Genomic DNA, 26,325 nt, shown 5'->3' on the forward strand with positions numbered 1-26,325 from the left:
AATTGTATTTTGTATTTTTTGAAAACATTGTTTTTTTATTTTTTTGCTTTTTGTCATTTCGACCGAAGGGAGAAATCGCACTAGAAATTCCGCAACAATAGTCGACAATCTTGTGGTTACGTGTGTGGTTCCTCGTTCCTCGGAATGACAAACTAGACGTTCCAAACTAAGGACTAACAACTAATCACTAAGGACTAGGCACTAATTACGAAGAACTTAAATTGCTTTATAACTTATTTTATACTCCACATTCGGCTGCACAATCAATTGATATTTATTTTTTGCTAATTCTGTAATCGTTCCTGAATTTGTTTTCGGTTTGTTTGAACTTTCGAAGATCAATTTTCCTTCGCCTTCAGCTGCTTTTACTTTTATTTCTTTGGTGCTGCAATACAATTCAACTTCACCGTTTGGTGTTGGCACTTTTCCCTGCATCCATTGTAAACCACCTAAATTCGGTTTGATTTCATATTCGGCATAACCTGGTTGTAATGGTTTTACTCCTAAATAATATTTTCCTAATAAATAAATTGGACTAGAACCCCAGGCATGGCAAAGACTTTTTCCATAAGGTCGTCCATACATTGCTAAATGTTCTGTTCCTTTTTTATTTGGATTGTATTCTTCCCAGAAAGAAGTTGCTCCCTCTTTTAACATTCCGCCCCAATAGTCTTTCATTTCTTTCAACACATAATCTTGTTCGCCCATAGCACATAAGGCTTCCAACTCGTAAAAACGCATGTATGGTGTTGTGATTTTAAGAATATCATCATTGAGCAAGACCTTCTTTTTTATACTTTGTTTTTGTTCTTCAGTAAAATAATTGAAAAAAATACCGAACATATTAGCATATCTGGTTACAATATTCTGCATTTTACCGTCTATACGCTGATGCTTCATCACGTTTTCTTTTTTATCCCAAAACACGTCAAATAATTTTGCTTTTAAATCATCCGCTAATTTTTGATACTGTTTTTGGTCTTCATTTTCACCGGCAATTTTAGCACTAACTGACATGGCTTCTAAACTTCTTGCTAAAAGCATTTGCTCAAAACTCACCTCGCCGGTTTTTGGTAATCCGTCTGCCCAATCAATAAAAACCCAGTCGCCTTCTAAAGGTTCCAGGAATCCGTTTTTGTTTCTTCTTTCTAAACAGAATTCCATCAGTGATTTCATTCGTGGATAAAAAGTTTTGATGAATTTCGTATCGCCGGTGTGTAAATAATAATCGTAAACCCCTACAAACCAATACAGCGAATAATCCATGATGATATTGATATGAGCCGTTACAGGTTCTTTACCACGAAGCGCCAATAGTGTTCGCTCTACAGAAGCAGAATCAAAGAATAAATAATAATTCATTAAATAACTTTGATAAGCATCGCCAGACCACACCCAGCGGTCGCGTTTAATTCCGTCTATGAAAAATTCGCGGGATGTTAAATGCATCGTGTAAGCAGACACATCCCAAATTTGATTCAATTGTTGGTCTGAAGATTTGAATGCTCCACGATAATCTAAGGGCAAATATTCATACAGCATCGAAATTGAATCATATTTTACCGTTGCATCTGCCTGTACCTGAACATAGCGGAATGCTTTCGATCCATCATGAGTGTAGGTTTCAGGCTGGTTTCCATCAAAAGATAAATGGTTTAGTGTTTCACATTTGGCAGTATCCAGCGCTTCCTCACGAGATTCACCATAATAAAGTGCTATTTTGCCTTTTCCTTTTAAGCCATGAATTTTGATATAACCAAAAGTTTCCTTTCCAAAATCTACCAATGTGCCAGCTCCTATTTTTTCTGTTTTTTTTGCGTTTAAGGGTTTGGTTGTCAGTTTAAATTCAGAAGGTTTACTCTCTGGCAAATTGAAATTCCAGGAACCGACTGGCATCCATGGTGTTCCGGATTGTTGTGCTTTTCCGGCTTCATCAATCCAGAGTTTATCTTCGTTGGTAACCTTCCATGACGCATCAGATTTAACATATTTTCCTGCAATATAAATAGCCGGCAAAACTTCCTGATTGTATACTTTGAATGAGATTTTGTGTTTTCCGGCAGGAATTTTTATTGATTTTGGCTGTCCATAAACCTGAACACCATCTAAGAGAAATTGAAAAGATCCTTCTGTATAGATTTTTACCTCATCTGGTTCCGGAATATCGACTTCGGTTTGAAAAGTTACTAGGGCATACGGACTGTAATATTGCCAAAGCGGTGGAAATACTGCTTCGCGCTCTGTACGTCTTACCTGCATTTTATTGCTTAACAAAACTTCAAAATCACCTGGATACCAGATCCATGTTGCTTCTTTTGTTTTTTCCTGAGCGAACAAAATCGTCGTAGAAAATAAAATAACACAAACAAACAAAAATCTAAATATGGAAAATCGGCTTTGCATTTATCTTTTTTTTGGAGCTAAAGATAAGTGTTATCTACACATTTGACAACCTGTACTATCCTGCTATTTCATAAAAAACAGTTCTTTTTGATAATTTTTTAAGGGAAAAATTATGGCTTATCACTTTTTTAGTACTAAAAAAAATGATGTTAGAATTTTATGGGACGCTGATGAAACGGATTCGCTATCGCGAAGACGCAGATTGTCACGGATTTTTCTTTTGGTTCTCTTCAATAACTTTGTCAAAGTTTTGAACTTTGACAAAGTTGTTTTACTGAAATTAAAATCTGTGTAAATCTGCGTCTTTACGAAGTAAATCCGTTTTATCGGCGTTCTAATTTAGCTTATGATCTAAGCAATCATCTTTTCCGAATCATTTTGATCTTCTAAAATATAATTGGAAGGTGTTTTGCCTAAATGCTTTTTAAACATATAAATAAAGGCGCTTGTCGTTTCGTAACCCAAATTAAAAGCAATTTCTTTAATGGATTGTTTTTCGCCTAGTCGTTTTATGGCTTCTAATAATTTTAGTCGCGTGCGCCAATCGCTGAAATTCATTCCCAATTCTTTAATAAATAATCGGGATAAAGTTCTGGTACTCATAAATGAGATTTCGGCATAATGATCTATGGTATTTTTACTTGCAACATCACTCATTAAAAGCTCTACGACTTTTTGCAATCTTTCGTGATTTGTTGTGGGAAGAAAAGTGGCGCTCGGTTCAATTAAAGCCAATTCATCCAGAAAAACTTCTATAATTCTCCGCTGCGAAGGGGTAAGATTTCCAGCAGTTCCAAAAGAAATAATTTTAAAAATCAATTGTTTTAAGAACATCGGAATATCAAACGAAAAACTGTTTATGGGCAATCCGCCCATTGCAGACGGATCGATAAAAACGCTGTAATAATTAACGTCTTTCTGAAAAGTTACCTGATGTTCTACGCCGCCAGGAAGCCATAGGCCCTGCAACGGATTTACAACCCAAATATGATGTCCTACTACGACATTCATTACACCGCGCGTTGCATAAATAAGCTGACCTCTGGGATGCGAATGCGAGATACACATTTCATTGGTAACCATCTCGGTATAACCAATTACAGGTATCGACGGATTCACCTGATATCCGTAATCCTGTGCTAATCGATATGTCTGAATCTGGTTATTCATTGTCCAAATATAGCAATTCTGACATTACTATTCTTTTGATCTTTGTAAAAAATAATACAGCTGTTGTTTTTAAACTTAATTTAAAAATCAAAAAATAACTCATGGACACTATTAAAGCAAATCCTGATATAGTTAAAAAAACCACTTATTCGATCTTATTTATCATAAGTTTTTCTCATTTAATTAATGATCTTTTACAGGCTGTTGTGCCTTCAATTTATCCGCTGATAAAGGAAAATTTTCATTTAAGTTTTTCTCAAATCGGAATCATCACTTTTACATATCAAATTGTCGCTTCTATTTTACAGCCGTTTGTGGGAATGTATACGGATAAAAATTCCAGACCTTATTCCTTAATCATTGGAATGTGTTTTACAATGGTCGGACTTTTCCTTGTTTCGATTGCTTCAAGCTTTACTTATCTATTATTATCTGTAAGTTTAATCGGAATTGGATCTTCGATTTTTCATCCTGAATCTTCCAGAGTGGCGCATTTAGCCTCGGGCGGAAAAAAAGGTTTAGCACAGTCAATTTTTCAATTGGGAGGAAATGCAGGAAGTGCTATCGGTCCTTTATTGGCTGCATTTATCATTATTCCGCATGGGCAATCTTATGTGGCGTGGTTTTGTATTATTGCATTAGTTGGCGTTTTTGCCCTTTATAAAATTGCGATTTGGTACACCGCACATTTATCTGAAAGAAATGCGAATAAAGCTTCTCACCAAATTGAAACGCATCATTTGTCTAAAAACAGGGTGATTGGTTCGCTGATTATTTTATTGGTGCTGATTTTCTCTAAGTATTTCTACATGAGCAGTATTACAAGTTACTACACTTTCTTTTTGATTGATAAATTCCATATTTCGATTCAGCAGTCTCAGGTGTATTTATTCTTGTTCTCGGGCGCTGTTGCTGCAGGAACTTTGATTGGCGGGCCAATTGGAGACCGATACGGCAGAAAATATGTAATCTGGGTTTCGATTCTTGGCGTGGCTCCTTTTACTATGTTGCTGCCTTATGTTTCCTTATTTTGGGTTGGAACTTTATCTGTAATTATCGGATTAATTCTTTCTTCTGCATTCTCTGCGATTTTAGTGTATGCAACTGAATTAATGCCCGGAAAAGTCGGACTTGTTGCCGGCCTTTTCTTCGGATTTGCTTTCGGAATGGGTGGTTTGGGTTCTGCTATTTTAGGAAGAATTGCTGATACCACAAGTATTGAATATGTATTTAAGATTTGTGCGTTTTTGCCTTTGATTGGGGTTATTACTGGGTTTTTGCCTAATTTGGAGAAGAGAAAGAAAGCTCAGGATTAGTTTTAATCTCGCAAAGTCGCTAAGACGCAAAGTTTTTATCTAAAAAATTAAGTTTTAATTGCGTCCAGCTTTAGCTGGATGAGAAATAATACAAAGCTCAAAGGCTTTAGCCAAATAATATCTATAATTTGGCTAAAGCCTTTTTTTATTCTTATTATATATACCTCCAGTTAAAACTGGAGGCAATTCAAAAAAAACATATAGCTTTCTTAGTGAAACTATGTGTTTTTTATTAAATATCCTTTTCAAAACATAGCCAGTGGTTTCAACTACTGGGATGCTGCTAGATATATAACATTGCATTTCTCATATTACGTTTCTCGTGGTTGAAACCACGGGAAAGGTTTGAATATTTTTACCTTTAAAACTTAATTTCCATTAAAAAACAAATACAAAGCCAAAATCATCAATCCTAACAAACCAAACAACAACTTCACTTTCTTACTAGTCTTAGGAATATCCGTTTCATCAGAAAAATTAACTTCAGGATTTCTATCGGTTAATGAAATAATAATTGCTGCAATTAAAAGTACAGCAAAAATGTAAAATGAAATCAATAAAAAGTGCGGCCAAACCGGATATTTATCTGCAGGAAAAATCCATAAGTATAAAACTCCAACAAATAAACTAAAAGCTGACCCCCAGGATAATGTAGCATTTACCGCTTTTTTTGTGGTACGTTTCCAGAAAACACTCAGCAAAAACACAACCGATAAAGACGGTGCCAAGAATCCTAAAACGGCCTGAAAAATATTAAACAAATTTTGTCCTTTGATATTATCAATCGCAATGGCAATCAAAATAGCAAAAACACAGCCGGCAGCAATTGTCAAACGTCCTATTTTAATTTGATCTTTGATAGTCGCTGCCGGGTTGATTTTCTTTACGTAAATATCATTGGTGAAAACGGTGCTTAAAGCATTTAAAGAAGAACCAATTGTTCCTACCAAAACCGCAATCATGACACAAATTACTAAACCGTTCATTCCGCTTGGGAATAAATTTGTGACCATTGTCATATAAGCCAAATCAGAATTGCTTCCTAATTCTGGATATAAAGCGTAGCATAAAATTCCAGGCAGAATAAACAATGGCAAAGCCATCACTTTTAACCAGCCTATGAAGTTTACTCCTAGTTGTCCCTGTTCTAAATTCTTCGCTCCTAAAACACTCTGCACCATAGATTGATCGGTACAGAAAAACGCTACTGCCGCAACCGGATATCCCAACAAAATAGCCGGCCATGGGTAGTGCGCATCGTTTGCAGGCTGTACCAAATTCCAGAAGTTAGAGGGTGTTTTGGAAATTAAAACATCGATTCCGCCTAATTTTTGCAAACCTAAATAAGACAAAGTCAATGAAACCACAATTAGCAAAATCATCTGAAAAACATTCACTTTTGCAATTGCTTTTAAGCCTCCGGCAAACGTAAATATCCCGGAAAATATCACTAAAACAGTAACACTCTGCCACATCGGAATTCCTAAAATCTGACGTACTAAAACGCCTCCGCTGAATAATCCCAACGATAACCAGCTTACCAAAATTTTTACCATAGCATACCAGGCCAGAATATTCTGCGTACTGTCGCCATAGCGTTTTCCCATATATTCGGGCATTGTACTTACTTTACTCGCAATATATTTGGGTGCAAAAACCATCGCCAAAAGCAGTAAAAAAACAAACGCATACCACTCAAAATTTCCGGCTACAATTCCGGTTGCATAACCAATACTCGCAAAAGCCAATAACGATGACGGCCCAACATTAGTCCCCCACATATTAAATCCAATACTGTACCAGCTCAACGAATTAGACGCCAGAAAAAGTGTTTCGTTTTTCTTGCTCTGCTTCACGCTTACTACATAACCAATGACCAATAAAGTCACCAAATACACGGCAACAATTATAAAATCGAGCGTTGTTAATTTATCGTAGATACTGTTCATAGTCCGTATTCGTTAAGAATATCGGCGATTTTAACCGGCATTCCAGTTTGCAAAGATTTATCCATTGCCTGAAGTAAAGCCACGGTTCCAATTCCTTCTTCCATGTTTGGATAAGCTTCAAAACCTTGCTCGATACTATCCGCAAAATATTCTAAATAATTTTGATATTCCCCGCCATGATGACTTTGTCCTTCAAAACGGAAATAATATTTAATAGTACTGTCGCCCCAGGTAATCACTTTTTCTTCTCCTGTTTTGTCTGTCACTGCATAACGCAATTCGTGATAATCGGCCTGACTTGCTCCTTCTGTTGCCCGCAGAATCGTACTCATGCCACTGTCACGCTGTGCAGGTTGCGTTGGCGATGTATAAACGCCACTAACTCTGGCAATTCTGCCGTCGGTTGCTTTGAAGATGAAATGCATGGTGTCTTCATTTTTTAATCCGGCATTTTTTCCGTTGCTGCTGATCATTCCGTAACCCATTACTTCCTGAATATTTGGAAGATACCATCTAATGAAATCTACAGGATGACTCAAACCTCCGTACAACCATTTAAACGATTGCAAAAGCGACCATTCTTTCTTTAAAAACCATCTGTGATCCGCATGATATTGGGCTTCAATGGTAATTAAATCCCCAATTAAACCCGCTTCAAAATCGGCTCTTTGTCTTTTAGCAGGTTCAAAGAAACGCGAACTTTGTCCGATGAAAACTTTTTTGCCCGATGTTTTACTCAATTCTAATAATGCTTTGGCATCAGAAAGGTCATCAATAAACGGTTTTGTACAGACAACGTGTTTGCCATGAAGAAGAGCTTGTTTTACATGTTCTGCGTGCAAATGATCTGGTGTATAAATCGCAATAATATCTATTGATTCATCATTTAAAATATCTTCATAATTCGTTGTATACGAATGAAAATCGAATTCTTTTGCTCTTTGTTTACACAAATCTTCGTTTCTGTCGCATATTTTGACAAGCTCTAATTTTGAACTTTCTATAGCAGCAGACATTGTGCTTCGTCCTTCTCCAAGTCCTAGAATGGCTATTTTTAACATTGGTATTTAATTTAGGTTTTGATAGTATGTTATCCTAAAAAGTTTCAAAAACCTGTTAGGTATATATTTTTGCCACAGATTAAAAGATTAATACAGATTACAAATTCTTTTAATCCTTTAATCTGTGGCTTGTATTTCTTTGAACTTAAGAATACCTAACAGGTTTTGGAAACCTGTTAGGATAAGTCATATACCATTATTTACTTTCTACTTTGTTTAAAAATATCCAGGTTTCGTCTGTTTTTGCGCCTTCGATTCCCGTTTGGTATTTTTTCATTAAAGCGTTCCATTCGTCTACACGCGGATTGTTTTCTGTTGTTTTGGGATTTAGTTTGTCCAGATTTTCTCCTTTCGGAACACTGATGACCAGAATCAATTGTCTATCCTTTTTGAAAACCTGCAATTGCTGAAAATCGGCGTTGCAGAATCCTTTTGCGATTTCTGGCCATTTCTCGAATTGCGTCGTGTGATAATCGACATATTCTTTTTGCATTTTTGAATCATCAACTAAATTGGCTGCCAAGACAATATTTTCCCACTCAGATGCTGGTTTAGAGTCTTTGCATCTTTCAAAATTTTGAAAGTCATAAACCAAATCTTCATAAATTTTAATTTCTAAAGAAGGAAAAGCCAAAGCTAGTTTCCGCTTTGTTCTTTCCGGCTGATTCATTTTTCCGTAAATCACCAAATGATTTTTCCATTGGTACAATTCCTGACCCACAATTCTGAAACCAACCAAAGTTGATTTGATTTTTTCGAGATCAAAATCAGAACCTATTAATTCAATCGCGTACGGTTTTGGCATTTCCTGCAATCCCCACTGTTCATCAATTACAACTTCTTTTTCTAAAACTGCATAAGGCGCTCTGATTCCGGCTGCATCTTTAATTTTGGTGCTTACATACGGATCGTTGTGTTCCCAAATATTTCCTTTTGGTCCATTATGATTTTTTAGGATTTTCTTTTCGGCAATCCAGTTGTTTTTAATGGTAAAACCTTCGCTTCCTTCATCAGTATACAAATACAGCCACAAAAAAGGATCGTGTGCATAGGGACTGTTGTAGACTTTATCGATATAATTTTCTTCGATTCGGCTGTTGGGTTGTGATGAAAGTGTGTAGATTCCCGAAACATCATGTAAATGTTTGGCATAATGATGAATTTTGTTCGCCAGGATTTTATTGTTTTCCATCACGTTTTTGGTATGCGTCCAGCCCCAGCCCATCGAAATGCCACTGTACGCAACATCTGAAATTTCATTATGTTCAATAGTTAGATTTTTTACAAAGCCGGCTGCAATTCCTAAACATCCCCAATCTTCATTGGCAACATTGGTAATTAAATTGTCTGCGATTAATTCATCAGAGCAAATTTCTCTTTCATCTTTGATTATTAAAGGCAAATGTGCTTCAAAAGCTTCTTCAGAAAATATACCAATTGTAAGCGCATTTCCGCCAATGTCTTTAAATAAATTTCCCTTAATGACATTGTGATTTGTGCCTTTATTCAAATCTAAACCAGTAGATGCCAGATGCTCAAAACGACAAGATTCAAACTGAATATTATTTGAATAATTTATTTCAACTGCTGCTCTCGGTCGACCCACCCAACCCTGATTTTCTAAATTCGTCTGATTTGGTGTTCCCGGAATTTTCAATTTGTAAGCATCTAACAAGTACATTCCCGCCTGCAACGGAACATGGCCTTGTTGCGAAGGTCGGAGCCAATTGCTGTATTGAAATGATATGCCTTTAAATCTAAAATGACTTACAGGAGAATCGATTGTTCCTTTAAGTTGTACTAAGTTTTCTAAAACTGGGACCGTCACTTTAGCCGAATTCATATCTTCTCCAGCTCTCGGAATATAGTAGATTTTAGCATTTTTTTTATCCAAATACCATTCTCCGGGTTCATTCAATAATGAAATTCCGTTGTTTAAATAAAACGCAGAGTTTCCGTTGTTTTTAGAAATCCACGGCGCTGGCCACGGATGTTCGCTCTGAATACGGCTTTCAGGCTGTTCAAATGAAAGTCTGGCGCTGTCTTTTTGTATTTCTATATTTTTAATTCGAAGATTGGCAGTCGACCACCATTGTACAATAAACATTTCCATTCCCGGTTCGTACTTAATGGATTTATCTTTGAAGGGAATCCAACAAGTTTCTGTTGCCGCATCCCAGGAAAGAATTCGATCCATTTGGTTTCCGGCAGTGTTTTTGGCTCTCATGGCTTTTTTTCCGTTCACCCATAATTGTCGGTAATTGATAATTTCACCTGCTTTTTGAGGTGCATCGGCTACCCAAAATATCCCTTTTTTACCATTTAAAACGCTAATTTTTTTCCAGTTTTTTATTTCTATACCGCCGCTTATGATTGGTGTTGCATTTACATCTGCTTCAATTGTCGTTGGGCTATCTGCAGTTCCTGAATCTTCTGGTCTGATAAATAATGGTTCGTTTAAATAATACGTTCCATCCGTTACAATGATTCGGATTCCGTCTTTTATCGAGGGATCTTTTAATCTTCTTAGCTCACGGGCGTTTCTAACGGCCATTTGTATAGTAGCCAGAGGATTCACTTTGGTTCCTGGATTTTTGTCATTTCCATTTTTTGATACCCATATCTCAGCTGCATTCATCGAGAATGTAGTACAGATTATAACAAAACAGATCAGTATTTTAGTGAAAGTATTTAAACGCATTAGTTAATTTTTTTGATTTTTTTCTGGAATAAAATTATGAGGCATTCAATTTAAACAATATTAATTTTACAAATAAATGTGTTTTTAACACTTTAATTAAATAATTGTCCAATTTAACAGAACATAGCAATATTTGCATCCTGTACCCTCCTGCAAATTCTAAAAGGTATCTTTATTTTTGGAAACAAAAAAATCCATCTTAAAAAATGGATTTTCTATTTCTGAGATTTAAATCTCTATGCTATTGTTGTTTAAAAAATTTAACGCCCGAATACACGGGCGTCAAATAGCACAAAAAACCACTTTTGCTTAAACAAACTTAAAAAAACTAATTATTATCTATAGAAGCCCATTGCAACGCCACCGTCTACGTTTAGTGCATTTCCGGTCGATTTACCCAGTAAACCGCCCACAAATGCAAAACAGGCGTTTGCAATATCATCAGGCAATATGATTTCATTCAGTAAGGTGCGTTTGGCATAGTATGCCGGAAGCTCCTCTACGGTAACCCCGTATGCTTTTGCACGTCCTTCTGCCCAGCCTCCCGACCAGATGTTCGAGTCGGAGATCACTGCATCGGGGTTTACCGTGTTCACACGGATTTTATCCGTACCCAGTTCTGCCGCCATAAGGCGCGTGAGGTGTGCCTGGGCGGCTTTGGCCGAGCCGTAACCCGGATTGTTAGGGCCTGCAACTACCGCATTCTTGGAGACGATGTTCACTATATCCCCTCCAAATCCCTGTTTGCGCATGACTTCTATTGCAGCTTTTGAAACTATGAACTGCCCTTTTACCAGGATATCGTATAAACGGTCCCATTCCTCAAGGCTGTGTTCGGCTATTGATTTGGAGATACTGATTCCGGCATTGTTCACCACAATGTCCACGCCTCCAAATGCCAGACAAGCTTCGTCTAATGCTTTTTCTGTGCTTTTCTCATCGGTGACATTCAATAATGTGCCTGCGACGGTATCTTTTCCAAATGATTTAATGAAATCTGCTGTTGTTTCCTGCAGGCGTTCCTCGTTGATATCGTTGATGATCACACAGGCGCCTTCCTGGGCAAATTTCTTTGCTATCGCCTTGCCTATTCCTCCGCCCGATCCGGTAATCAGTGCTACCCTTCCAGAGAGTGCTTTTGGTTTTGGCATTCTTTGAAGCTTGGCTTCTTCGAGTAACCAGTATTCGATATCAAAGGCTTCCTGATGCGGAAGTGAGGTGTATTCTGAAACGGCTTCGGCGCCTTTCATCACATTTACTGCATTCACATAATATTCAGATGCCAGTCTTGCCATGGTTTTGTCTTTGGCAAAAGTGAACATTCCAACTCCCGGATATAATATTACCACTGGATTTGGGTCACGCATGGCTGGCGAATTATCTTTTTTACAGTTGTTGTAATATTCTTTGTATAATGCCCTGTAGGCTTCAAAAGCAGGTTTTAGTTTTGCTTTTACGGCTTCCGGGTCGGACAGGTCCTCGTTTGGATCGAGTTCCAAAACCAACGGGCTGATTTTGGTTCTCAAAAAATGGTCCGGACAGGAAGTCCCTAGCGGGGCCAGTTTTTCCAGATCATTTGAGTTGATGAATTCCAGAACCCTCGCATCGTCGGTATAATGCCCGATCATCTGGCGCTCTGACGAGCAGAATCCTCTTAAAATTGGAGCTACTTTTGCCGCTTTTAGTTTACGTTCGTTTTCCGGTAAACTCTGTATTTTTTGTCCTCCGAATACGGGACGTTTTTTTTCGTAGCTGTTCTCCAGGTATTCAGCACATTTCTCAATTACTTCCAGTGTGTTGATATAACTTTCGTATGAGGTCTCCCCCCAGGTAAATAATCCGTGGGAGCCCAGTATGATGCCTCTTAGTTTTTTTCCTTTTTTGGCTGCCTCTTCAAGGCATGCCCTTAATTGTAATCCAAGGTCGAAGCCGGGACGCTGCCAGCCTACCCAGCCGATTTCGCCGTTGAAGAGTTCTTCGGTGATTCTCGCCCCGTCTTTGGCCGCTGCAATGGCAATGGCTGCATCGGGGTGCAGGTGGTCGATATGTTTGAAGGGCAAAAACCCGTGCAGGGGTGTATCGATGGATGGCGCTTTTGAAGCCAGATCAAAAATACAGTGATTAAATAATTCCACCATTTCGTCCTCGAATTCAATGCCTCTGTAAACGTTTTCAAGGTTACGGAGCCTTTCTAAATATAGGGCTGCACAGCCTGATTTTGTCAGTGTGCCGATATCGCCTCCAGAGCCCTTGATCCACATTACCTCCGAAGTGCTTCCCGTTAAGGGGTCTTTGTCTGTGATCTTTACCGAGGTGTTGCCTCCCCCATAGTTGGTTAGCCTTAAATCGGCTCCCAGTATATTGGAACGATAAATAAAAAGCGCTACTTCATCTCCTGACAAAGCCGATGCTTTGCTCTCATCCCATAAATAGCTGACGTGCTTAAAATTCATATTGGTTATAATTGTATTCGACATTTGCGTTATTTTAACTATCAATCTGAATGTAAAATAAGAGAATGTAAAAAATATAACTATCCTGTACTATCCTTTGTCAAAATCACTTTTTGCGATATTTTTTTAGCATAAAAAAAGTGCTTCCAAATTTATCAGCCGGAGTTGATTTTGGAAGCGCTTTTTTGTATAATCTTTATTTAAATCAGAGTTTATAGAATAATTTTGCATTTTGATACCAAATCTTATTTTGATCTTCAATTGAAAAATGCGAAATATAATCTTCAAGTGTTTTTACAACTGTAGCATAATCTGCCGCTACATTGCAAACTGGCCAGTCAGAGCCAAACATTAGTTTATCGATAGAAAAACTCTCAAAGACAACATCAAGATAGGGTTTTAATTCATCCGTTTTCCATAAATTCCAATCGGCTTCGGTCACCATTCCTGAAATTTTGCACAAGACATTTTCATGTTTTGCAATTTCTTCGATGCCTTTTTTCCACAATAATATGTCACCCGATTTAATATCCGGTTTTGCAATATGGTCAATAACAAATGCCTGATCGGGAAAAGTCTGAATTAAATTTATTGCTGCGGGTAACTGACGATGAAAAATGAGAATATCATATGTGTAGTTGTACTGTTTTAATGCAGCAATTCCATTTCGAAAATCTTTTCTAAACATAAAATCATCCGGTTCTCCCTGAACGACATGCCTGAAACCTTTAATTTTTTCCTGACTTGAAAAATGACCTAATCTTTCTGCAATATTTTTACTGCACAAGTCTGCCCAACCTACAACACCTTTTATAAAGTCATTGTTTTTTGCCAGATCTACTAAAAATTTTGTTTCTTCTTCAGATTGACTTGCCTGAACAGCTACACAGCCTTCAAAATTATTTTCTGTAAGCAGCCACAAAAGATCTTCCGGCAAAAAATCCTTTTGAATTTTCTGCATGGTATGATCGATCCAACTGTCTCTTACAGGATCAAATTTCCAAAAATGCTGATGTGCGTCAATTCTGTTATTCATAGAATTTTAATTTACATCGTTGATTAAAGCACGATCCAGATGTACGTATCCTCCATCAACAAAAACAAATTGCCCGGTTGTATGAGAAGAACGATCTGAAATAATGAAAAGTGCTGTATCTGCAATTTCTTCTGTTTTTGTCATTCTTCCTTCAAACGGAATACTTTTATTGATTTTTTTCAAAACAACTTCTCCGTCTGGTAATGTTTTAATCCAGTCTTCGTATGCCGGAGTATAACTTTCGGCGATAATAATTGCATTCGAGCGAATTCCGAATTGAATCAAATCAACTGCCCATTCTCTGGTAAGCCCCAGAACTCCTCCTTTTGCAGCAGCGTAACCTGAAGTTCCTCCTTGTCCTGTCAAAGCAACTTTAGAACCTATATTCAGGATATTTCCTTTAGACTCCTTTAGGTACGGAAGTGAAAATTTGGCCAATAAAAAATAGCTCACCACGTTCAGCTTTAGAGAATTCATGAAATCCTCGTAACTTGAATCTAAGCCGGCTCCGTCGTTTACTCCAACATTATTAATTAAGGCATCGATTCTCCCGTATTTTTCTACAATAGTTTTTACTGCATTTTCCATTTCAACAGGATCGGTTACATCGGTTTGAACGAATATAGAATCGATTCCTCTTTTTTGAAGATTTTCAGCATAACCAAAACCTCTGTCATTTCTGTCTACCAAAACCGGAATTGCGCCTTCATCTGCTAACCGGTTAATAATAGTTTCTCCTATACTGCCCTTCTTTCCGGCTGAACCGGAAACAACAACAACTTTATTTTTTAAATTTAAATCCATTTTTGTGGTTATTAAGGTTATCTAGCTAAACCTGAAAAGGTTTCTTTCGACTTAAATTTTACAGATACAAATTATTCTATTTCGATTAATGCTTTGATGACATTATTCTTAGGATCTATTAGCTTTGCAAAATCATCTATCATTTCTGTAAAACCAGTTCTGTGCGTAATGTATTTTTTTGGATCTATTTTCCCTTCTTTCAGGCATTTCATCACATATTCAAAATCTTCAATTGTTGCATTTCTGCTACTCATCAAAGTAGATTCTCTTTTATGAAAATCAGGATGGCTAAAACTCAATTCTCCTTTTTGAAGTCCGACTAAAACAAATCGCCCTCCATGAGAAATGTAGTTAAAAGCTCCATTCATTACATTTCGGTTTCCAGTTGCATCAATTACAACATTGGCCATATCACCATTTGTAATTTCAGCCAGTTTTGCTGCGACGTCGTCGTTTAATGGATTTATAGTTGCATCTGCGTTGAGCGCTTCTTTACAGAAATTTAGTCTGTACTCATTAATATCCATAACAATAACTCTGGCTCCGGCGATTTTAGCAAACTGAATAAGTCCAATTCCAATTGGTCCTGCACCCATTACCAAAACCGTATCTGTCGCCTTAACCGCTGCTCTTCTTACACCGTGAGCTGCAATTGCTAAAGGTTCAACCAAAGCAAGATCATCGTAATCTAAACCCTGGCCATGAAGTAAATATTGCTCCGGAATTGTAACATATTCAGCCATTCCGCCATCAATATGAACTCCAAAAACTTTAATATTGACACAACAGTTTGTGAGTCCGTTTCTACAGGCAACACATTTTCCGCAATTAAAATAAGGAATAAAAGTTACTTTATCTCCTGGTGTAAAACCTTTGGCGTTTCCTTTAATATATTCTGCTGCAAGTTCATGCCCCAAAATCCTGGGATATTCAAAGTAAGGTTGTGTCCCTCCAAAAGCATGAATATCTGTTCCGCAAATTCCGATTCTTTTTATTTTCAGTAAAACTTCCCCGTCTTTTGGTTCGGGAATTGGTTTTTCTTTCAGAATAAATTCCTGTGGCTTTTCACATACTATAAATTTCATCTTAGATTTTTCTTTAAATTATTTAGAGTATGCAACCGCAGTTTGTTTACTTGTACCCAAACCTTCGATTCCCAATTCTACAACATCTCCTGCTTTAAGATAAATCGGATCTGGTTTTATACCCAGACCAACTCCCGGAGGTGTTCCGGTACTGATAATATCACCAGGAAGCAAGGTCATAAACTGACTTAAATAATGCACTAAATATGGAATCTTGAAAACTAAATTTAAGGTATTACTATCCTGGTATTTTTTACCATTTACGGTAAGCCACATTGATAAATTGTTTACATCTCTTACTTCGTCTTTAGTGGCCAAAAATGGTCCGAGGGGAGCAAATGTATCACTTCCTTTTCCTTTTGCCCATTGCCCGCCACGCTCAAGCTGAAAAGCTCTTTCACTGTAATCATTAAGAAGAGCATATCCTGCAACATAGTCTAATGCTTCTGCTTCTTCGACATAACTTGCTTTTTTTCCAACTACAAATGCAAGTTCAACTTCCCAGTCTGTTTTTTCACTATTTTTAGGAATAATCAAATCATCATCGGGACCACACAGAGAAGTCGTTGATTTAAAAAATATAATTGGCTCTGTTGGAATCGGTGCGTTTGTTTCTTTACAGTGATCTACGTAGTTTAAACCAATGCATATTATTTTAGATGGCCTTGCCACAGGGGAACCTAAACGCACATTTGCATCCACTTCTGGCAAAGTCGGATTATCGGCTAATGCTTTTTGCAATTTTTCGAGACCATTTTCTTCAAAAAAACTTTCATTAAAATCCGAAACAATTGCCGAAACATCATATCTTTTTTCACCAATTAAAACTCCTGGTTTTTCTTTTCCGATTTCTCCAAAACGTATTAATTTCATTTTTTTCTTTTTTAAGGTTCTAAGTTGCTAAGGTTCTGAGGCTCTAAGTTTTCTTTTCTCATGGCTACTTAAAACCTTAGTAACTTTTTAATTATTTATTTTTCTTTTTTTAAGGTTCTAAGAAACTAAGGTTCTGAGGTTCTAAGTCTAAAAAAACCTTAGAATCTTAGCATCTCAGAACCTTAGCCTCTTTTCTCAATTATTTAACTTGATAAAACCACCATCGATAGGATAATCGCAGCCTGTAATAAATCCGGCTTCATCACTACACAGGTACAAAGCTAAAGCAGCAATTTCTTCAGGTTTTCCCATTCTTCCTATTGGTTGTGATTTGGATAGTTTTTCAAACATTTCTGCTTCTTTTCCGGCATAATTTTTTGAAATAAAACCGTCTACAAATGGTGTATGAACTCTTGCAGGTGAAATAGAATTACATCTGATATTTTCGTTCATATAATCTTTAGCTACTGATAATGTCATCGCCATTACCGCTCCTTTTGCTGTAGAATAAGCAAATCTGTCTGGTATACCCACCCACGCTGCGATAGAAGCCATATTGATGATAACACCGCCGCTTGAAATTCTGAATTGCGGAATTGCAGCATACAAGCAATTATAAACTCCTTTTACATTTACTTCCATAACACGGTCAAAATCAGATTCTGATGTCGTGTCTACTTTCCCCACATTGGCAATTCCGGCATTATTAATTAGTATGTCAATATTTCCAATCGACTCAAAAGTGGCTACAACCTCTTTTTGGCTGGCTACGTTACAAGCATACGAAAACACTGTTCCTCCCAATTTTTTAATATCCTCAACTGCTTCCTTAGCACTTTCGAGAGTTAAATCTAGTATGTGTACTTCCGCGCCCTGTTTTGCGAAAAGGGTTGCAATTGCTCTTCCAATTCCGCTGCCGCCTCCGGTTACGACAGCTTTTTTATTTTGTAATGAAAACATTATTTATCTGTATTAGTCCTTAAAATATATTGTAATAATTTGGCAAAAATAATAAATGTAAAAAACACAATTACAAATGTAATCGATTAAATATAATTTTGCATTTTATTTTTTTACTAATATAATAAAATGATCATTCTTTAAAAAATTATAACATTTTTTATTGCCATTGTAAAAAAAATACATCGTTATCAAACTTTGTGCAAAAAAATTAATGTAAAAAGTTACATTTTCTTGGTCATCTCAATCTTATTTATAATTTTGTAATTGTATTTTTTACATTTATTATTTCTATTTAACATCACGACAACATAATTCTATAAAAATGGCAGTATTAAAAGGTATAACGTGGAATCATACAAGAGGTTTACTACCTGTGGTTGCAACGGCACAGCGCTTTACCGAATTAAATCCGGAAATTGAAATTACCTGGGAGAAAAGAAGTTTACAGGAATTTGCAGATGCTTCAATCGAAGATTTGGCTAAAAGGTTTGACTTATTGGTTATCGATCATCCCTGGACAGGTTTTGGGGCGCATACTAACGCCATACTCCCCCTCTCCGATCATCTTTCGGCTGATTACATTAAAGATCAGGAAGCAAATACTGTTGGGCATTCGTACGGAAGTTATGTTTTCAGCAACAAACTTTGGGCTTTGCCTATTGATGCCGCTACTCCGGTGGCGGCGGCACGTTTGGACATTCTAGAAAAACAAGGTTTAAAAGTACCTGAGACTTATGACGAGTTACTGATTTTAGCAAAAAAAGGACTTGTCGCTTTTGCAGGTATTCCTGTAGATGTTTTAATGAGTTTTTATATGTTTTGCTGTAGTTTGAATGAAGCTCCTTTTCAATCTGAAGATAAAGTTGCTTCAAAAGAAACAGGAAAAAAAGCTTTGCAAATGTTTAGAGAATTAGCTCAGCTTATTGATCCTGCAAATTTTAACAGAAACCCAATTCAGGTGTATGAAGCTATGGTCAACTCAGATGAAATCGCTTATTGTCCTTTTGCTTATGGTTATTCTAATTATTCGCGAACAGGGTATAGCCGAAAACTTCTTCATTTTTATGATTTAGTTAAATTAAATAATAAATCGATGATTTCTTCTTTGGGAGGAACAGGCCTTGCAGTTTCTTCTTTTAGCAAAAACATTTCGGAAGCTATAAAATATGCAGAATTTACAGGCTCGTCGCACGTACAACAGAATATTTTTGCGGATAATGGAGGCCAGCCAGGACATTTACAAGCATGGAAAAGCGAAAGAATCAATCAATTAACTCATCATTATTTCAAAAATACCTTACCTGCTTTAGAAAGAGCTTTTCTTCGTCCGAGGTATTCCGGACATATGTATTTTCAGGATCATGCAGGAGATATTGTTCGTGACTATTTGATGAATGGCGGTAACGAGGAACAAGTTTTAGAAGAAATAGATGCGCTTTACGCTAAATCTTTAAACCTGCAAACAACATGAAACCTTTAGAAGGATTAATCGTTCTTGAATTCTGTCAGTTTCTGGCCGGTCCTTCTGCTGGTTTAAAATTGGCCGATTTGGGTGCGAGAGTTATAAAAATTGAACGGCCAATAAAGGGTGAAGCCTGCAGGCAATTAAGTATTAAAGATCTTTTTGTTGATGACAGCAGTTTGTTATTTCATACCATTAACAGAAATAAGGAATCTTTTGCAGCCGATCTTAAAAATCCGGATGATCTGGTTTTAATAAAGAAACTGATTGCCAAAGCTGATATTATGACGCATAATTTTAGACCTGGTGTAATGGAAAAGATAGGATTAGATTTTGATCAGACTTTGACAATAAATCCAAAAATTATATATGGAACAATAACCGGATATGGAAATAAAGGCCCATGGGCAAAAAAACCGGGACAGGATTTGCTATTGCAATCTCTTTCGGGCTTAAGTTGGCTAAGCGGAAGAAAAAGTCAGGGACCGGTTCCGTTTGGATTGGCTGTAGCCGATTTAATGTGTGGAAACCATTTTGTTCAGGGAATTTTGGCTGCCTTACTCAAAAGAGCTAAAACTGGAAAAGGGGTTTTGGTAGAAGTAAGCTTATTGGAGTCTATTCTGGATGTTCAATTTGAAGCTATTACTTCTTTTCTGAATGATGGCGGGCAATTACCGGAAAGAGGAGATGTAAAAGGAAGTGCTCATGCGTTTTTGAGTGCTCCGTATGGGGTTTATCAAACTCAGGACGGTTATCTTTCTTTAGCAATGGGCGATTTACTTTTTATCGGAAAAACCCTTGGATTAGATTTAAGCAAGTATGCTGATAAACACCAATGGTTTGCCTCAAGAGATGAAATAAGAAAAATATTAAGTAAAAAAATAATTACACAAAAAGTAGATTACTGGATTAACTTACTTCAAAAAGAAGGAATCTGGTGTGGCAAAGTTCTTAATTACAAAGAACTGGACAGTCAGCCTTTTGTAGATGATTTGAGTTTAAAACAAACCGTAAAAAATTCAGATGGCAAAAGCCTGGTAACCACCAGAAGTCCAATACAATTAGACGGAGATATTTTGATAAGTAAAAAAGCAGCTCCAAAAGTGGGTGAGGATAATGAGAACATACACAAACAATTTTTAAACGATTAGAATGAAACCTTTAGAAGATTATTTAGTCATAGATTTCAGCCAGTTTCTTTCGGGTCCATCAGCCAGTTTAAGACTAGCTGATCTAGGCGCACGCGTTATAAAAATTGAAAAACCGGGAACTGGCGATATATGCCGTACCTTATATACTTCTGATTTGATAATGAATGGAGAATCTTCTGTATTTCATACTATCAATAGAAACAAAGAATCTTTTGCAATTGATTTTAAACAAGTCGATGAACTACAAAAATTAAAAAAATTATTAGCAAAAGCCGATGTTGTCATGCATAATTTCAGACCTGGAGTTATGGAACGAATTGGATTAAGCTATGATGACGTCAAAGAAATAAATCCAAGTGTGATTTACGGATCGATTTCAGGCTTTGGCACTCATCCTGATTTAAAAGATTTACCGGGACAGGATTTATTATTACAATCCCTTACTGCCCTGACCTGGCTAAGCGGTAATCAGGATGATGGCCCTGTACCAATGGGATTATCAATAGTTGATATGCTGGCTGGTGCACATTTGGCCCAGGGCATTCTGGCTGGGTTATACAGAAAAGCAACTCATAATATTGGAGCAAAAATTGAAGTAAGCATGTTAGAATCTGCTTACGATTTTCAGTTTGAAACGATTACTACACATTTTAATGATGGAGGCGAATTACCTGTAAGAACAAAAAGCAACAGTGCGCATGCCTATTTGGGAGCACCATACGGAATTTACCAAACAAGAAATGGCTACTTAGCTTTGGCTATGGGATCCATTCCTGTTTTGGCTTCACTCTTAAAATGTGATGCATTACTGGAATTCCCGGAAAATAAATTTGTGCTGCGAGACGCAATCAAAAATATTCTTGCTTCGCACCTGCAAACTCAGAATACCGAATTTTGGTTAAATATTTTAGAACCGGCAGACATTTGGTGTGCAAGTGTTTTAAATTATCAACAGCTTTTTGCAGAAGATGGTTTTAAGGTTTTAGACTTTACACAAGAAGTTCAAATGACTGATGGATATCAGTACAAAACAACCAGATGCCCAATAAAAATTGACGGTGAATATTTAATTTCAGGTAAAGGTTCTCCAAAATTAGGCCAGGATAACGAGCGAATTATTAAAGAATTTATTGATTGCTGATGGAAAAAATAAGAATCGCTGTTAGAAAATTTGCCCCTTTTGAAACTACTCTGCAAAAGCTGTGGGATGTATTTTGTCTGAAAAATAATATTCAGGCTGAAGCTGAAATGATTCCCTTAGAATTGCATGATCTTTACGAAGAAACAATTACAAAAAAAGGGCTTCTAAATGGAAAATGGGATATTGCACACCTTAATACAGACTGGGTTTTTGATGCAGCAAACGAAAATGCGATTCTGGATTTAACTTCATTTATCAATGTAAATCCTCCTCAAAATTATCCTGATGGCTGGCACAATTCGCTATTGCATTTACAGCAAATTAATCGTGGCACTTATGGGCTTCCGTTTCATGATGGGCCAGAATGTCTGATTTTTCGAAAAGACCTGTTTGAAAATTCAATAGAAAAAGAAAACTTCAAAAAGCAATTTGGTTATGAACTTCAGCCTCCTAAAACATGGGAAGAATTTGTTCAGATTGCAACTTTCTTTAACCGGCCTGAAGAAGAACTATATGGTTGTGTTTTTGCCAATTTCCCGGATGGTCACAATATGGTTTTTGATTTTTGCCTTCAATTATGGACTCGTGGCGGTACTTTAACAAACAAGCTAAATAATATTAACATCAATCAGTCTTCAGCAGTAGAAGCTTTAGATTTCTACAGATCTATTGTTAATAATAAAAATGCTGTTCATCCAAAATCTAAAAGTTTTGGCTCAGTAGAGGCTGGTTTGGCTTTCGCCGAAGGACAAGCAGCGATGGCCATTAACTGGTTTGGATTTGCTTCGATGTGCGAAGTAATTGAGAAATCTAAAGTAAAAGGTAAAGTTGATATCACCCAACTTCCATTTGATAAAAATCATAAAACAGCTTCTCTAAATGTATATTGGCTGTATACTATTGGTTCGGGAAGTAAACATCAAAAAGTAGCGTATGATTTTTTACAATTTGCAATTTCTCCTGAAAATGATAAACTTTTAACTATCGAAGGCGGAATCGGATGTAGAAAATCAACATGGAACGATTCTGAAATAAACAAGATTATTCCGTTTTATCACAAATTAGAAATGCTGCACGAGAACGCACTTACTTTACCACAGACTGCAATATGGCCAAAAGTAGCTGAATTGATTGATCAAATGGTATTGAAAGCAATAGAAACTGACATTACGTCTGAAACACTTTTAGAGGAGACGCAAAGTGCGATTCAGCAATTAAGGAACTAAGAACTTGTCAAACTTATATTCTGACAAGATTTACGAACCCAAAACATTAAAAAATGAATATTCCATACAAACCTTTACTGCCCGAAACCAAACAGCCTGTTATCATCATCGGTGCAAGTGGAATTGTGAAAGATGCGCATTTGCCTGCTTACGAAATGGCTGGCTTTACCGTATTTGGCATTACTAACAGAACAATATCGAAAGCGCATGATCTAGCGAAACAATTCAAAATTGAACACGTTTTTGAGAATGTTTCCGAAGCCGTAAAAAATACTCCTAAAAATACTGTTTATGACATTACCGTTTTACCTGATCAATATATTGAGATTTTAGAACAACTTCCCGACGGTGCTGCAGTTCTAATTCAGAAACCAATGGGTAATGATTTGGCACAAGCACGTGAAATCGTTGAAGTTTGTGAAAGGAAAAACCTGGTTGCTGCAATTAATTTTCAGCTTAGGTTTTCTCCATTTGTAAGCGCTGCAAGATATTTGATTAATGAAGGAATGATTGGAGATTTATATGATCTTGAGTTTAAAGTGACAGTAAATACTCCGTGGGAATTGTTTCCCTTAATTAAGGAACACGCCAGATTGGAAATTCTTTTTCATAGTGTTCATTATATCGATTGCATTCGCTCCTTTCTCGGAAATCCGAAGAGTGTAATGGCAAAAACAGCCAAGCATCCGTTAAAGAAATTATCTTCAAGCCGCTCAACAATTATTTTAGATTATGGCGAAAACATGCATGTCGTCATCAATACTAATCACGATCATCACTTTGGACCAGAACACGAAGAAAGCTATATTAAATGGGAAGGAACAAAGGGCGCTATTAAAGCAAAAATGGGCTTATTGATGAATTATCCTAACGGTCTTCCTGACATTTTTGAATATGCCGTTGAAAATGAAAATGGCGAATATCAATGGAAAAAAGTGAATCTTGAAGGTTCCTGGTTTCCGGAAGCCTTCATAGGTACCATGTCGAATTTAATGCGATTTAAAGAAGGTTCAGATTCTAAATTACTGGCAAGTGTTCAGGATGTTTTAGATACCATGAAAGTGGTTGAAGCATGTTATATAAGTAACAAGGGTGGAATCTCTCTAAACGAATTATAATTTAAGTCGAAAGCCAAAATTTTGAATCCTGAACAAATGTGTTTTTCAAATTTTGGCTTTCAAATTTATAAAACTAAAAACTATGTATTTCAAATCAACTTTTTTTGAAGATTATAAACTCAATGATAAACGAGTAACATTCGGAAGAACCATAACCGAAACTGATTTTGTGGTTCATGCCGGCCATACTGGAGATTTCTTTCCCCATCATATGGATGAAGAATGGTGTAAGACGCAACCTTTTGGACAACGAATTGCTCATGGAACAATGGTCTTTAGTATTGGAATTGGCTTAACAGCATCTGAAATAAATCCTGAAGCTTTTTCAAAAGGATATGATCGTATGCGATTTGTAAAGCCTGTTCATATCGGTGATACTATTCATTCTGAAATTACTATTTCTGAAAAAGGAGAAGCTAAAAAAGCTGATATGGGAACTGTTACAGAACATGTGGAAATTATCAATCAGAAAGGAGAAGTTGTTCTGGTATGTGATCATTTGCTTCTAGTGAAGAAAAAATTATTATAGAGCTACAAAGACAGGCTAATAAAAGCCTGAATATAATTTTATCTCTGAGCTTTTATCCTTTTAAACTAAAATAAAACTATTTAACCAATGCAAATAACAAACCAAACCGGCGATCAGCACCAAGTACCAACTGAAGGAGGAAATGGCAATAAATATCTTTTGCCATTCATCTTAATTACAAGCTTATTTTTCCTTTGGGGAATGGCACATAATCTCGATTCTATCTTGATTCCTCATTTAAAGAAGGCATGCGAATTAAACAATCGCCAATCGACATTGATTGATACCTCAGTATTTTTTGCGTATTTTATTATGGCTATTCCAGCTGGAATACTCATTAAAAAATTTGGCTATAAAAATAGTATAATTACCGGATTACTGGTTTTTGCTGCAGGTGCCTTTCTATTTGTTCCAGCAGCGAATACAAGAACATATGAATTATTTCTCTTTGCTCTATTTGTAATCGGCTGTGGATTGACTATTCTGGAAACAAGTGCAAATCCATATGCAGCAATTTTAGGGCCGGCAGAATCGTCTTCTAAAAGATTAAATTTAGCTGCATCATTCAACGGATTGGCCGCAATGGTTGCGCCTATTGTTGGCTCATTATTTATACTTTCAGGAAAGAATCATACAGCAACCGAAATGGCAGCTATGCCAGAAGCTACCAAAGCGGCTTATCTATTACAGGAAGCATCCGCAGTAAAACTTCCTTATATAATTCTAGGTACTGTATTGATTCTAGTTGCTGTGATATTTTATTTTATGCATTTGCCTAGCATGAAACCACAACATACTGAAACCGAAATCAAGCCGGGATTTTTCTCAGTTTTGAAATTTTCTCACTTAAGTTGGGCCGTAGTAGCACAGTTTTTCTATGTGGGTGCTCAGGTATGTATCACAAGCTTTTTTATTAGAATTGCACAACAAGGGGCTGGATTAGATGAAAAAACAGCGGGATATTATTTAGGCATTTATGGGTTTTTATTTATGGCTGGACGTTTTATCGGGACCTTTTTTCTAAAATTTGTAAAAGATCATATACTCCTTTCTATCTATTGTGTTATAAGTGTTATTCTTTGCCTAGTTGCCATATACGGAACAGGAATTTATGTAATTTATGCATTAGGGGGAATCGGTTTTTTTATGTCAATTATGTTTCCAACAATATTTTCTTTGGGTCTTGTGGGACTAAAATCCAATACTGAAACAGGCTCTTCCTGGTTAGTAATGTCAATTGTTGGAGGAGCAATACTTCCTTATGCTATGGGAACTTTAATCGATATTAAACATGACGATATTCAGTCAGGATATATCATTCCACTGTTTTGCTTTATTATAATACTTTATTTTGGTCTTTTTGGAAGAAGGGTAAGAACAGTAAAATAGTATTTCCCAATAAGTCCTTCATAGAAATACAATTATTTTTTTTAAAACATTCAGAACTCTATCAGAAATGATGGAGTTTTTTAATTCTCATTTTACAATAAAATATGCTTTATAAAACATTTACTCTATATATTTTATAAAAGTATTATAAATCATAATTCATTATACCATATAGATTGTATCTGGCATTCTTAATAATGAACTGAATTAGCTATAAAAATATCGTTTTTAAGAAACTTATTTTGTTTAGATGAGGAGAAGTCTAATTGGAGAAAACCAATTAGGCAATAAAATTAATTTAAAAGGGTCTCACTTTAGTAGTGTGAGAAATATGTAATTCTTCTTTTTAGCGGACGAAATATTTATGCCTTAAGTTCTTTGGGAGAAGCACTATGATTTCGGATGAAGCACAAAGCTTGGGGAGGAAATGTCAAAATAAAACAAGAACTTTGCAATCTAAGAATTTTATATGACCCCTATAGAGCTTTTGAAGTT

The 26,325-nt window shown here is 36.4% G+C and carries 19 protein-coding genes; 8 read left to right on the top strand and 11 right to left on the bottom strand.

The features are described from left to right. Positions 1–216: 216 nt before the first annotated feature. Together JOD96_RS13540 and JOD96_RS13545 are read right to left on the bottom strand one after the other, a co-directional pair. A complete protein-coding gene (locus tag JOD96_RS13540) occupies positions 217–2,403 on the bottom strand; it encodes an alpha-rhamnosidase (RefSeq protein WP_209564770.1) in 2,187 nt (728 codons plus the stop codon). 351 nt (positions 2,404–2,754) lie between these two features. Continuing rightward, a complete protein-coding gene (locus JOD96_RS13545) occupies positions 2,755–3,573 on the bottom strand; it encodes an AraC family transcriptional regulator (protein WP_209564771.1) in 819 nt (272 codons plus the stop codon). A 101-nt stretch (positions 3,574–3,674) separates the two neighbouring features. Here JOD96_RS13545 and JOD96_RS13550 point away from each other — a divergent pair, with 101 nt between their 5' ends. After that, positions 3,675–4,889 (top strand): MFS transporter, encoded by a 1,215-nt coding sequence (locus tag JOD96_RS13550; RefSeq protein ID WP_209564772.1) that lies wholly within the window; start codon positions 3,675–3,677, stop codon positions 4,887–4,889. 368 nt (positions 4,890–5,257) lie between these two features. On the opposite strand, the gene JOD96_RS13555 is transcribed toward JOD96_RS13550, so the two are convergent. The 9 genes from JOD96_RS13555 to JOD96_RS13595 form a co-directional block, all read right to left on the bottom strand. Continuing rightward, positions 5,258–6,838 carry a sodium:solute symporter gene (locus tag JOD96_RS13555; RefSeq protein WP_209564773.1) on the bottom strand — a complete coding sequence of 527 codons (1,581 nt, stop codon included), beginning with the start codon at positions 6,836–6,838 and terminating at the stop codon, positions 5,258–5,260. Next, the gene (locus JOD96_RS13560) at positions 6,835–7,899 is read right to left on the bottom strand and encodes a Gfo/Idh/MocA family protein (protein ID WP_209564774.1); all 1,065 of its coding nucleotides are present in this window, start codon (positions 7,897–7,899) and stop codon (positions 6,835–6,837) included. The genes JOD96_RS13555 and JOD96_RS13560 overlap by 4 nt, the downstream gene beginning before the upstream one ends. Positions 7,900–8,095: 196 nt before the next feature. Continuing rightward, entirely contained in the window at positions 8,096–10,600 is a 2,505-nt protein-coding gene (locus tag JOD96_RS13565) for an L-rhamnose mutarotase (protein ID WP_209564775.1), read from the bottom strand. 335 nt (positions 10,601–10,935) lie between these two features. Continuing rightward, positions 10,936–13,077, bottom strand: a complete 2,142-nt coding sequence (locus JOD96_RS13570) for a bifunctional aldolase/short-chain dehydrogenase (RefSeq protein WP_209564776.1) — start codon at positions 13,075–13,077, stop codon at positions 10,936–10,938. A gap of 181 nt (positions 13,078–13,258) precedes the next feature. Then, positions 13,259–14,089: an amidohydrolase family protein gene (locus tag JOD96_RS13575; protein WP_209564777.1), complete on the bottom strand. Its 831-nt coding sequence runs from the start codon at positions 14,087–14,089 to the stop codon at positions 13,259–13,261. Between the two features lie 6 nt (positions 14,090–14,095). Next, positions 14,096–14,893, bottom strand: coding sequence for an SDR family oxidoreductase (locus tag JOD96_RS13580; RefSeq protein ID WP_209564778.1), 798 nt, complete (start codon positions 14,891–14,893; stop codon positions 14,096–14,098). 71 nt (positions 14,894–14,964) lie between these two features. Further along, positions 14,965–15,978, bottom strand: a complete 1,014-nt coding sequence (locus JOD96_RS13585) for a zinc-binding alcohol dehydrogenase family protein (protein ID WP_209564779.1) — start codon at positions 15,976–15,978, stop codon at positions 14,965–14,967. Positions 15,979–15,996: 18 nt separating this feature from the next. Continuing rightward, positions 15,997–16,851: a fumarylacetoacetate hydrolase family protein gene (locus JOD96_RS13590; RefSeq protein WP_209564780.1), complete on the bottom strand. Its 855-nt coding sequence runs from the start codon at positions 16,849–16,851 to the stop codon at positions 15,997–15,999. Between the two features lie 195 nt (positions 16,852–17,046). Next, positions 17,047–17,811 carry an SDR family NAD(P)-dependent oxidoreductase gene (locus JOD96_RS13595; RefSeq protein WP_209564781.1) on the bottom strand — a complete coding sequence of 255 codons (765 nt, stop codon included), beginning with the start codon at positions 17,809–17,811 and terminating at the stop codon, positions 17,047–17,049. Positions 17,812–18,136: 325 nt separating this feature from the next. Between JOD96_RS13595 and JOD96_RS13600 the strand changes: the two genes are divergently transcribed. The 7 genes from JOD96_RS13600 to fucP all read left to right on the top strand — a co-directional run bounded on the left by JOD96_RS13600 (position 18,137) and on the right by fucP (position 25,830). After that, complete coding sequence (locus JOD96_RS13600) at positions 18,137–19,285, top strand: ABC transporter substrate-binding protein (protein WP_209564782.1); 1,149 nt, start codon at positions 18,137–18,139, stop codon at positions 19,283–19,285. Then, positions 19,282–20,427 (top strand): CaiB/BaiF CoA transferase family protein, encoded by a 1,146-nt coding sequence (locus JOD96_RS13605; protein WP_209564783.1) that lies wholly within the window; start codon positions 19,282–19,284, stop codon positions 20,425–20,427. Before JOD96_RS13600 ends, JOD96_RS13605 begins: the two co-directional genes overlap by 4 nt. A gap of 1 nt (position 20,428) precedes the next feature. After that, positions 20,429–21,568: a CaiB/BaiF CoA transferase family protein gene (locus JOD96_RS13610; RefSeq protein WP_209564784.1), complete on the top strand. Its 1,140-nt coding sequence runs from the start codon at positions 20,429–20,431 to the stop codon at positions 21,566–21,568. Continuing rightward, complete coding sequence (locus JOD96_RS13615) at positions 21,568–22,794, top strand: extracellular solute-binding protein (protein ID WP_209564785.1); 1,227 nt, start codon at positions 21,568–21,570, stop codon at positions 22,792–22,794. Before JOD96_RS13610 ends, JOD96_RS13615 begins: the two co-directional genes overlap by 1 nt. 53 nt (positions 22,795–22,847) lie before the next feature. After that, positions 22,848–23,912 (top strand): Gfo/Idh/MocA family protein, encoded by a 1,065-nt coding sequence (locus JOD96_RS13620; protein WP_209564786.1) that lies wholly within the window; start codon positions 22,848–22,850, stop codon positions 23,910–23,912. A gap of 82 nt (positions 23,913–23,994) precedes the next feature. Next, a complete protein-coding gene (locus JOD96_RS13625; RefSeq protein ID WP_209564787.1) occupies positions 23,995–24,441 on the top strand; it encodes a MaoC/PaaZ C-terminal domain-containing protein in 447 nt (148 codons plus the stop codon). 87 nt (positions 24,442–24,528) lie between these two features. After that, a complete protein-coding gene (gene fucP, locus JOD96_RS13630) occupies positions 24,529–25,830 on the top strand; it encodes an L-fucose:H+ symporter permease (RefSeq protein WP_209564788.1) in 1,302 nt (433 codons plus the stop codon). The last annotated feature ends 495 nt before the right edge of the window (positions 25,831–26,325 follow it).

Origin of the sequence: Flavobacterium sp. 1355, from assembly GCF_017833415.1 — a bacterium.
Lineage (GTDB): Bacteria > Bacteroidota > Bacteroidia > Flavobacteriales > Flavobacteriaceae > Flavobacterium.

Coding starts and splice junctions, on each gene's coding strand:
- JOD96_RS13610 (WP_209564784.1), top strand. CDS start 20,429: ATGAAACCTTTAGAAGATTATTTAGTCATAGATTTCAGCCAGTTTCTT.
- JOD96_RS13540 (WP_209564770.1), bottom strand. CDS start 2,403: ATGCAAAGCCGATTTTCCATATTTAGATTTTTGTTTGTTTGTGTTATT.
- JOD96_RS13555 (WP_209564773.1), bottom strand. CDS start 6,838: ATGAACAGTATCTACGATAAATTAACAACGCTCGATTTTATAATTGTT.
- JOD96_RS13570 (WP_209564776.1), bottom strand. CDS start 13,077: ATGTCGAATACAATTATAACCAATATGAATTTTAAGCACGTCAGCTAT.
- JOD96_RS13620 (WP_209564786.1), top strand. CDS start 22,848: ATGAATATTCCATACAAACCTTTACTGCCCGAAACCAAACAGCCTGTT.
- JOD96_RS13615 (WP_209564785.1), top strand. CDS start 21,568: ATGGAAAAAATAAGAATCGCTGTTAGAAAATTTGCCCCTTTTGAAACT.
- fucP (WP_209564788.1), top strand. CDS start 24,529: ATGCAAATAACAAACCAAACCGGCGATCAGCACCAAGTACCAACTGAA.
- JOD96_RS13565 (WP_209564775.1), bottom strand. CDS start 10,600: ATGCGTTTAAATACTTTCACTAAAATACTGATCTGTTTTGTTATAATC.
- JOD96_RS13595 (WP_209564781.1), bottom strand. CDS start 17,811: ATGTTTTCATTACAAAATAAAAAAGCTGTCGTAACCGGAGGCGGCAGC.
- JOD96_RS13605 (WP_209564783.1), top strand. CDS start 19,282: ATGAAACCTTTAGAAGGATTAATCGTTCTTGAATTCTGTCAGTTTCTG.
- JOD96_RS13545 (WP_209564771.1), bottom strand. CDS start 3,573: ATGAATAACCAGATTCAGACATATCGATTAGCACAGGATTACGGATAT.
- JOD96_RS13625 (WP_209564787.1), top strand. CDS start 23,995: ATGTATTTCAAATCAACTTTTTTTGAAGATTATAAACTCAATGATAAA.
- JOD96_RS13585 (WP_209564779.1), bottom strand. CDS start 15,978: ATGAAATTTATAGTATGTGAAAAGCCACAGGAATTTATTCTGAAAGAA.
- JOD96_RS13580 (WP_209564778.1), bottom strand. CDS start 14,893: ATGGATTTAAATTTAAAAAATAAAGTTGTTGTTGTTTCCGGTTCAGCC.
- JOD96_RS13550 (WP_209564772.1), top strand. CDS start 3,675: ATGGACACTATTAAAGCAAATCCTGATATAGTTAAAAAAACCACTTAT.
- JOD96_RS13600 (WP_209564782.1), top strand. CDS start 18,137: ATGGCAGTATTAAAAGGTATAACGTGGAATCATACAAGAGGTTTACTA.
- JOD96_RS13590 (WP_209564780.1), bottom strand. CDS start 16,851: ATGAAATTAATACGTTTTGGAGAAATCGGAAAAGAAAAACCAGGAGTT.
- JOD96_RS13575 (WP_209564777.1), bottom strand. CDS start 14,089: ATGAATAACAGAATTGACGCACATCAGCATTTTTGGAAATTTGATCCT.
- JOD96_RS13560 (WP_209564774.1), bottom strand. CDS start 7,899: ATGTTAAAAATAGCCATTCTAGGACTTGGAGAAGGACGAAGCACAATG.